Genomic DNA, 8,648 nt, shown 5'->3' on the forward strand with positions numbered 1-8,648 from the left:
GTACTGCTTGGCGTGCGCGTAGCGGCCAATCTGCCCGGCCAGGCGCGGTGCCTCGCGGTTGTAGTTCTGTCTGAGCTTGAGCCCATGGCGCGCGGCGGCTTTGACCAGATGTTCACGGCACCGCTCCAGCAAGCGTGAATCGGTTGGATGGGCAATTGCCTTGGGCATGACCGTCGTGTCGACGATCACGCGCTTCACGCTCGACGCCTTGATCACGCCTGCACGTTTGGCGGCCTCAATCGTCGCCGCCAACAGCTCTTCGACGCCCGCTTCACCGAGGCGTTTGCGCCAGCGTGTCAGGCTCGATGGATCGATCGGCGGCTCGGTTTGCAGGAGCGTCTCGCCAGTGAAGACCTGCCAATAGGGGTTCTCGACCCATTGCCACACGACCTCCTCATCAGACAGGTCAAATGCGTGTTGCAGATAAAGCAGGCCTGCGTAGGCGTGGTGATGTCGCGGGTCGTCCGGCACGGGACACGAAGCTCTCGCTCATCGCGGCGCCCAGGTGCTCCCAATCGATCAAGCCAGCCAAGCGCACCAGAGGATGCTTCAAATTGATCTGCTCAAGCAGCGGTTGGCGGAAAAAATCTCGCTCTGTCACACGTGCTTTCGGACCCATTCGGACCTCGTCAGAATTTGCAGGGTTTTAAACGTTAATGTGCTCATATCCTGCAATTCCAGCAATCGGTTTCGCCCTTAAACTCCCGCCAGTAAAGGCTTTGACGATTGTTCAGGGCGGACTAAATAGCAAGAAACGGAGTGTTTGTATCGAGCGGCTGCCATAGATTGATCATTCAATCCCGCAGTAGCCGAGGTCGGCGCACGACGGAGGGCGCGATCGAACCTCGCCCATCACGCGCGCGCCCAATACGTCAATCCTCTCATCGGCATCGCGTTCGCCTGTCTTTCATTGAATGGGGTTTAACCATGCTGCCATTTCTCTCGCTTCACGCTCTCGCTGCCCAACGCGGTGACGGACTGCGCCCTGAACTTCTAGCTCTATTTGAACGGCATGCCGGATTAGAGACCGGTCTCGCTGCCGTGATCGAACCAGACGAAACAGAGCCCCTTAACCAGGTGGTGGACGTCGTGTCCAAAGAGCCAGTGAAGTAGTGCGGGGCTGCTGCCAACTACCCGAACGGCTTCCTGGAGCCCTTTTACTTTTCTGACATGCAAATTCCTATGACTGACAAGGCTCACTTGATGATCAACTACCCTGACTATCTCGCTCTCGAGCATGGCGCTTTTATATTGCGTGGGTTTGCATTGCGCTACGGGGAAGAACTGCAGCGCGGCCTAGCCGAGCTAAAAAAATCGCCACTTAATCGCCCCTCTGTAACGCCGAGTGGACTGAGCATGTCCGGCGACTCCACAACATGTTTTCATCTGGGCTGGACGACAATCGAGCGAAGTAAAGATCATTCTCTAATCGACGTGCCGCGTGCGGCAATGCCAGAAGTATTGAGGAGTTTAGGGCGGGACGCCGCCGCTGCTGTGGGCTTCAATAACTTCGCCCCTGACGTCAGTCTGGACAGTCACTCTTCGCCAGGCGCGCGCGTCTCTTTGCATCAGGAGATGAGCTGGCCAGAAGGTGGCGCGCCTATCGTTGCATTTGTATTGGGAATGGCTAGCGCATTTCTCTTCAAGGAGCATGAGTCTTCGGTGGATGCTCGCAGGATCAACCTTTGGCACGGCGATGTCATCGTGTGGGGACCGGCAGGCACCGCTTGAGTCATTTGCACTTTCGACGTCAGCCTCCGGCCGCGTTTGATAGCGGCGCGGATGAGGGCAAACGGGGGCTGCGATGACATCGCAAGTGCGGTTGTGAATGACCGCTTGCCACCTAGAACCGACCACCCGAGCCACGAAGGACGGTCGTCCGTTGTGGGTCGTCGTTCAGAAACGGTCGCGCCAATGAACGATTGCTAACGGAGAGTATTGCCTTTCGCGTCCTTCAGATTAGCCCCTGAACGGGACGCTCACCCGCAGCGAGAAAACCTCGAGTGCGTCAATCAACGTCGTCGATCTAGCCAACAAAGTCTGGTCCAGCGTGTACTATGGAACCCGAACAGTGCGGGTGATGACTCCCGGTGAAACCGTCTTTACTATGCGCTTGCGGCGCGCGTCAGACGCGCGGTCATAGGAGACGATACCATGCGCGTATTGATCGTTGATGATCACGAGCTGTTCAGAGCCGGCTTGTCGCTATTGTTGAAAAAGCACTTTTCAGACATCCAGTTAGTGCACGCAAGCACTTTGTCGCAAGGGATACACCACGCGCTTCACGAGCTGCTAAACATCGTGTTCCTTGATCTCGACCTCCCTGACGGACACGGGTGCAACGCGCTCGCCGAATTGAAGGCTTCGAGACCGTCGTTACCCGTGATCGTGATCTCCGCCGACGAGAGTATGGAAACCATCAGTCGGTGCGTCGAGCTTCGCGCCATGGGATATGGGCCGAAGTCATCGCATCCGGAAGCCCCGAACGCAGCAATTAGCGCGGTACTTGCCGGAGGCGTGTTCTTGGCCGCCGCCAGCATCGCCGGCCTCAGGTGCGACATGGGCATGGACGAAGCCCCTCAAGGTTAACAACCCAAGCGCAGTCCAGCGCGACTTCAGAAGTCAGTGATGCCGCCGGTCTGAAGCTCACGCCAAGAAAATTCGAAACGTTGACATGGCTAGCGCGCGGACTTCCCTCCAAGGCTATCGCCCTTCGAATGGGACTCGAGGACATTACGGTAAAGAAATACGTCAGTCATCTGCTCGCCCATTTCAACCTGCGACGCCGTACGGAACTCATCGTAATGCTGGCTGATAAAGGGATCAAACTCGGCGTGCTGCCCGTCACGGATCCCGCGCATGACCGAGTCATGCCGGCTGCTGAGCAGCAATGAAACGACTGAGCTCCGCAAGCGTACTCTCGGGCGTGGCGGATTTCCGTAGTAACACGAAGGGTTCAGCGAAATCGCGAAGTGCGAGCGGAGACACCAGTTCGCCCGTGATGAAAGCCACGGGGATCACACCCGCCCACGAAAAATGCCGTCTGATCCGTTCAGCGACGTCGATACCGGTCGACCCGTCGCGCAGGCGGATATCCATGACGATCGCATCCGGGACGCGACCATCGCCGGTCAGAATTGCCTCGATGCCTGTCATCGACCCGGCGCTGTCCACCAATGCACCGGCACCCGAGAACAAGCGCCGCAGGCCCTCCAGGACAGTTGGTTCGTCGTCGCACAGCACGACGTATTTGTATTTCAGGATCGCTATGCACGCATCGTCCATCTGATCGCCTGTCTCGATGACCGGTGCCATTTTCGCGATAGGCGCGTATAGGGAGAAGCGCGACCCGCGACCTTCGACCGATCCGAAACGCATGCTGTGCATCGGCAAGATCCCAACGATCCTTTGAACAATCGATAGCCCGAGTCCCAACCCCTTCGCCCGATCGCGACCGGGATTGTTGATTTGATAGTACTCGGCGAATATCGCTTCACGATGCCGGGATGAAATGCCGACACCCGTGTCCCACACGTCGATGCGAAGTCGCTCTCCAATCTCCACCCAGCCGATGACGACTCCCCCCGAGGCCGTATTCTTGATCGCATTGGAGACGAAATTCGACAGTGCCCGCTTGAACAGAAAACGGTCGCTTTCAATAGGCGGCGGCCGGCGCCCACGTCCGCTGATCTTCAGATCGATGCCCTTCAGCCGTGCGGGTTCACAGTATTGCTCGAACACCTCTGTAAGCACGTTCTGTGTCTCGACCGGCGCCAGGTTCAGCATGGCCGAGCCTAGTTCACTATAGTCCTGGATGTCCTTGAACATGTCGAGGAGATCGCGCGCTGTTTCCTCGACGACGTCGAGATCGTGACTGGCGGCGTGTTCATCGTCGAGTTTTGTCCGCGCGCTATGGATAAAGAGGTTGATTGCAGCGAGGGGTTGCTGGATGTCATGGTAAGCCGATGAAAAGAAACGCTCCTTCTCCCGAATGATCTCTCTCATCCTTTCATTTTGCCGGTTGACTGCAATAGATCCCGCTTCAATGCGTGCCTTTGCAGCGCGCAAAGTCCGCCGGAACATGAACGCACGGCGGGCAGCGCGTTCAAACTGAATGCTGACCACGACGCCGATGGCATATAAGTAACACACCATGCCTCCACGAGATAGCCACTGGAACCCCTGCGTCGAAACGTTCCCCCGCGGCCATACGTCGATAGAAAGACGGAAGCTGAAAGCGCAAAGTCCTACTAACCAGGTTGCGGTGATTGCACGAAGCCGGAACGACGTGAATATCATGAAAAGAACCAGTAGAAAGACGTTGAACACTTCCTGGAAGGCGAGGTCCGCCGGGTAGATCTCCATAAGCGTAATCAAGGTCGACCAGCAAGCCAGCGTCGATGCACACAGTAGTCCGACCGCCCAGCGTTCGTCATGGGCGCGCGGTCCCCACAGAAACCAGAGTGGCAGCGCCATACCGGCAACCCCCGCGAGTCGCACACGTATGATGCTTACGGTAATACCGGGGTCGAGCGGGCTCAACAGCCACCAATCGCGGCAGCCATAGGCGAATACCAGCAGCACGAGACTTGCGCAGGCCAATCTTCGATGACCGGCATAGCGACGCGCATAATCCCTGCGGAATGCACGTTCCAGCGTCGGCGATTTAAATCTGCGTGCTAGGAAATCTGACGATTTCATAAGACTGCTCGATCGTGAACGCCGCTGTGGGCGGATTTTCGCTACCTGACCGGACGGCTTTGCGACGTGCTGCGTCATCGTCCCCGGTCGATCGATGCGCCTACCGGATCGACCCATCCATGACCAAACGAATCGACTGTGCGTCGGCAACGAACCGGCTGACCTCTGCGAGAATGCTTTCGGGTGTCGAAGATTTACGCAGTAAAACGAATGGTTCGGCGAAATCGCGAAGTGCGCGCGGCGACACCAGTTCGCCCGTGATGAACGCGACGGGAAGCACACCTGCCCACGCGAATTTCCGCCTGATGCGCTCAGCGACGTCGATGCCGGTCTGTCCGTCGCGCAGACGGATATCGGTGACGGTGATGTCGGGCGGACGGCTGCCATCGGTCAGAAATGCGTCGATCCCCGTCATCGATTCAGCAGTTTCCACTCGTGCGCCAGCGCCGAGGAACAACTGCCGCAGGCCCTCGAGGACGATCGGGTCGTCATCGCAAAGCAGCACGTATTTTCCCTTCAGTATCGCGGTGTATGCGTCGCTCTTTCTTTCGTCCGTTTCAATGACTGGCGCGATTTTCGCGACGGGTGCATAAAGGGAAAAGCGCGACCCGCGCCCTTCCACCGACCAGAGACGCATGCTGTGCATCGGCAGGATCTTGACAATCCGATTGACAATGGATAGTCCGAGCCCCAGGCCTTTCGATCGATCGCGGCCAGGGTTGTTGATCTGAAAGTACTCACCGAATATGGCATCGCGATGTTCGGGCGAAATGCCGGCGCCCGTATCCCGGACATCGATACGAAGCCGCTCGCCAATCTGCACCCAGCCGATGACGACGCCTCCGGACGACGTATTCTTGATGGCATTGGAGATGAAATTCGACAATGCCCGCTTGAACAACGAACGGTCGGTTTCAATAGGCGGTGGCCGGCGCGGACGCCTGCCGATTCGCAATTCGATACCCTTCAATCTCGCCGGCTCACGGTGCTGCTCGACGACATCCGTCAGCACAGTCCACGTATCGACCGACGTCAGCTTCGGGGTGTATGAGCCCAGTTCACTATAGTCCTGTATATCTTTAAACATATCGAGCAGATCGCATGCCGTTTGCTCGACGACGTCAAGGTCGTGACTAACCGCGTGTTTATCTTCAAGTTTAATTCGTGCGCTATGGACGAAGAGATTGATTGCAGAGAGGGGTTGCTGGATGTCGTGATACGCCGACGAAAAGAACCGCTCCTTCTCTCTAACGAGTTCTCTCATCCGTTCATTTTGTCGATTGACCTCGAGAGAGGCTGCTTCAATGCGTGCCTTGGCTGCGCGCAGCATGCGCCGAAACATGAATTCGCGCCGGGCCGTGCGTTCAAACTGAATGCTGACGAGGATACCGGCCATATACATGTAAGACACCATGGCCCCACGGGAAATCCAGTCCAGGCCCCGCACGGAAACATTACCGCGTGGCCAGAAGCGAAGGGCCGTCAGGTAGATTACGACGCAGACGCCAACTTGCCAGGCGGCCGTGATCGCACGAAGCCGGAAGGATATAAATACGACGAAGACGACGAGGACAAAAGCGGGAGCGATCTCCCGAAAAACTCGTACCAGCGGGTAAATCTGCCTCAGCGTTTCCAGGGTGAGCCAGCAACTGAGCGTCAGTACAAAAAGCGAACCGACGGCCCAGCGTTCGTCAAAGCCGCGCTTTCCCCACAAGAGCCAGAGCGGAATTGCCATCGCTGAGGTCCCGGCAAGTCGCACATGGACAATGCTGACGGCGATATCGGGTTCAAGCGTGCTGAATAGCAACCAGTCATGGTAACCAAATGCGATCACCATCAGTATGAGGATGGTGCCGGCCACTCTGCGATGACCCGCGTAACGACGAGCATAGTCGACACGGAACGCACGCTCCAGAGTCGCCAATCTAAATTTTCGTACCACGAAATCTGACGATCTCATATGGCTGCTTGATCAGGAAAGCCACCATGGGCGAAAAGTGCGCGTAAAAACAGAATAGCAGGTGATCGTTCAATCCAGCAGCTACAAATGTATCGGCTGTACGAATATGTGGTTGCCGTGTTCGGGCGGTACCGGCACGTGATCGGCACGTTCTCAGCCGCTGCTGAAAATTTCGCGTTAAACCGCCCGCCTCGAGCGCGGAGAACGGCTACGTCTTTCGCCGGCGTTGCCGGTCTCTCGCCTACGCATGTGGCGTTGCGCCCCCATCTGGTCTGACCAAGAATAGCTTTGACAGCAACGCGGAAAGTGCATTCGTCGAGTGCCTCGGGCCGATTGATAGTCGGAACGCATCGACCTTTTCAGGCTCTTGCTAATACTGTCGCTGGGTAGCGAGAAATGCGTTAGCCGATCTATTAAACGTCGAAGGAGAACTCTGATGAAAGTTTATCGATTGATCACCATCTGTGGTTCCGTGGTTGCAGCAATGGCGGCAAACGGATGCTTCGCCCAGTCGGCGACGAGCCGGCAGGACTCAGTGGCAAGTGGTGCTGCACAGGAGCTTTCGGGGGTTGCGGTGCAGAATGTCGACACCTCAACTGCGGTTGTCTTGGGGAAGACACGGGCTCAGGTGATGCGCGAGCAAGCGGATTTTCAGAACAGCGATCAGGCGGTTCAAATGCGAGAACTCTATCGGGGAAATTAACCGGACGCCGTGGGCTATGACAATGCGGGATCGCTTGTGGGACTCGCTCAGATGAGCGTGATCGTTATGTCCGTGCATGGGTGTCCTTACGCCCGATCAGGTACGTTACTCTATGCGCACGAGCAGCGATTTCTCAGGCGGAGAATATCCTCATGTTTCGGTCGCGGTGGGGGCGATGGGTAACCATCATCCCAACCGCGACCTATGTTTCTACTTCCTCATATGCATAAACGAGGTTAATGTCTGCGGATGTGGGCTGCTGGCGAAGATCCATTCCTCCGTTTCCTCATCAGACCGGGTTCGGCCACGTTCGGCCGTCCGGCGAATATGGCTAGATTGTTGACATTCGACGCCAATAGGTAACGGCCGAAAGTGATCGGTTCGGGTCGCTATGGACGTCGCATCGTTTATTTACCTTCACGGTCAACCCGATTGCCCGTCAGAACCCGAGTCTTCGTTCGCTTATCCACTTCACGGTTGCAGGATCGCGATGTGAGATGACGCTGCTCGTGCATGTCTCCGGCGTTGCGACGGGCGATTGAGAGGCTGCGAGCCGATATGGGCTGTGAATGAAGCCGCGCACGTGAGGCAAGGGAGCATGTTTGGCTGTCAACGACGATCCCATCGAATCGGGAATAGCGATTGCGTAGGCCGCACTACACAATTCTTGAATCAAGGAGCGCACGATGAATAGAGCACAGCAGATTTTCGGGCCGGAGTTTCGTTTTGGCATTGGCGGCGTGCCTTTGGGCAATGAATTCGAGGTTGTCACGGACGCCGGTGCGCAGAGGACATTGGAAGCCTCGTGGGAGGCAGGCATCCGCTATTACGACGTCTCTCCCTGGTACGGTCTGGGAGAGGCCGAGCGGCGCTTCGGCCGTTTCCTGCACAACCAGCCCCGCGACAGTTATGTGATTTCAACGAAAGTCGGAAAACTGCTGAAGGCCTCTCCGGCCAACGACAGCAACAAGCTATTTCCGTTGGGTAAGTCGCCAAACAGCGTAGTCTTCGACTACACTGCCGACGGAGTGCGACGGTCCGTCGAAGACAGCCTCCAGCGTCTCGGCATCGACCGTATCGACGTCCTGTTTGTCCATGATGTGTCGCCGGACAACGGTTTCTTGCCCAGGCCTTGGACAGAAGAATTCTCGACCGCACTCGAAGGCGCATTCCCGGCACTATGTCGTATGCGTGACGAGGGCATAATCAGGGCGTGGGGAGTCGGCGTGAACTCACCCGAACCTATCCTGCGCGTTATAAGAGAGTCGGACCCGGATGTCTGTC

At 57.0% G+C, this 8,648-nt stretch carries 7 protein-coding genes and 1 pseudogene; 5 read left to right on the top strand and 3 right to left on the bottom strand.

From position 1 onward, the window contains the following. A pseudogene (locus JWR14_RS26715) lies at positions 1-619 on the bottom strand (IS5 family transposase); the annotation flags it as partial. Positions 620-1,182: 563 nt separating this feature from the next. On the opposite strand from JWR14_RS26715, the gene JWR14_RS26720 reads away from it, so the two are divergent. The 3 genes from JWR14_RS26720 to JWR14_RS26730 all read left to right on the top strand — a co-directional run bounded on the left by JWR14_RS26720 (position 1,183) and on the right by JWR14_RS26730 (position 2,894). Further along, positions 1,183-1,731, top strand: coding sequence for an alpha-ketoglutarate-dependent dioxygenase AlkB (locus tag JWR14_RS26720; protein WP_299714612.1), 549 nt, complete (start codon positions 1,183-1,185; stop codon positions 1,729-1,731). Positions 1,732-2,154: 423 nt separating this feature from the next. Continuing rightward, positions 2,155-2,589, top strand: a complete 435-nt coding sequence (locus tag JWR14_RS26725; protein ID WP_299714615.1) for a response regulator transcription factor — start codon at positions 2,155-2,157, stop codon at positions 2,587-2,589. Further along, the gene (locus JWR14_RS26730) at positions 2,553-2,894 is read left to right on the top strand and encodes a helix-turn-helix transcriptional regulator (RefSeq protein ID WP_299714618.1); all 342 of its coding nucleotides are present in this window, start codon (positions 2,553-2,555) and stop codon (positions 2,892-2,894) included. Before JWR14_RS26725 ends, JWR14_RS26730 begins: the two co-directional genes overlap by 37 nt. Here JWR14_RS26730 and JWR14_RS26735 read toward each other — a convergent pair. Together JWR14_RS26735 and JWR14_RS26740 are read right to left on the bottom strand one after the other, a co-directional pair. Then, a complete protein-coding gene (locus JWR14_RS26735) occupies positions 2,869-4,701 on the bottom strand; it encodes a hybrid sensor histidine kinase/response regulator (RefSeq protein WP_299714621.1) in 1,833 nt (610 codons plus the stop codon). The two genes, JWR14_RS26730 and JWR14_RS26735, sit on opposite strands and share 26 nt — an antisense overlap. A gap of 100 nt (positions 4,702-4,801) precedes the next feature. After that, entirely contained in the window at positions 4,802-6,625 is a 1,824-nt protein-coding gene (locus tag JWR14_RS26740) for a hybrid sensor histidine kinase/response regulator (protein WP_299714624.1), read from the bottom strand. Between the two features lie 472 nt (positions 6,626-7,097). Between JWR14_RS26740 and JWR14_RS26745 the strand changes: the two genes are divergently transcribed. Continuing rightward, the gene (locus JWR14_RS26745; RefSeq protein WP_299714627.1) at positions 7,098-7,364 is read left to right on the top strand and encodes a hypothetical protein; all 267 of its coding nucleotides are present in this window, start codon (positions 7,098-7,100) and stop codon (positions 7,362-7,364) included. A gap of 686 nt (positions 7,365-8,050) precedes the next feature. After that, a partial coding sequence (locus tag JWR14_RS26750) for an aldo/keto reductase (protein ID WP_299714630.1) occupies positions 8,051-8,648 on the top strand: 598 nt, incomplete at its 3' end.

The sequence above is a fragment of the Caballeronia sp. genome (assembly GCF_028292365.1).
In the GTDB taxonomy this organism is placed as follows: Bacteria; Pseudomonadota; Gammaproteobacteria; order Burkholderiales; family Burkholderiaceae; genus Caballeronia.

Excerpts from the sequence above, each read along its gene's own strand:
- JWR14_RS26720 (WP_299714612.1), top strand. The coding sequence starts at position 1,183 with ATGACTGACAAGGCTCACTTGATGATCAACTACCCTGACTATCTCGCT.
- JWR14_RS26725 (WP_299714615.1), top strand. The coding sequence starts at position 2,155 with ATGCGCGTATTGATCGTTGATGATCACGAGCTGTTCAGAGCCGGCTTG.
- JWR14_RS26735 (WP_299714621.1), bottom strand. The coding sequence starts at position 4,701 with ATGAAATCGTCAGATTTCCTAGCACGCAGATTTAAATCGCCGACGCTG.
- JWR14_RS26745 (WP_299714627.1), top strand. The coding sequence starts at position 7,098 with ATGAAAGTTTATCGATTGATCACCATCTGTGGTTCCGTGGTTGCAGCA.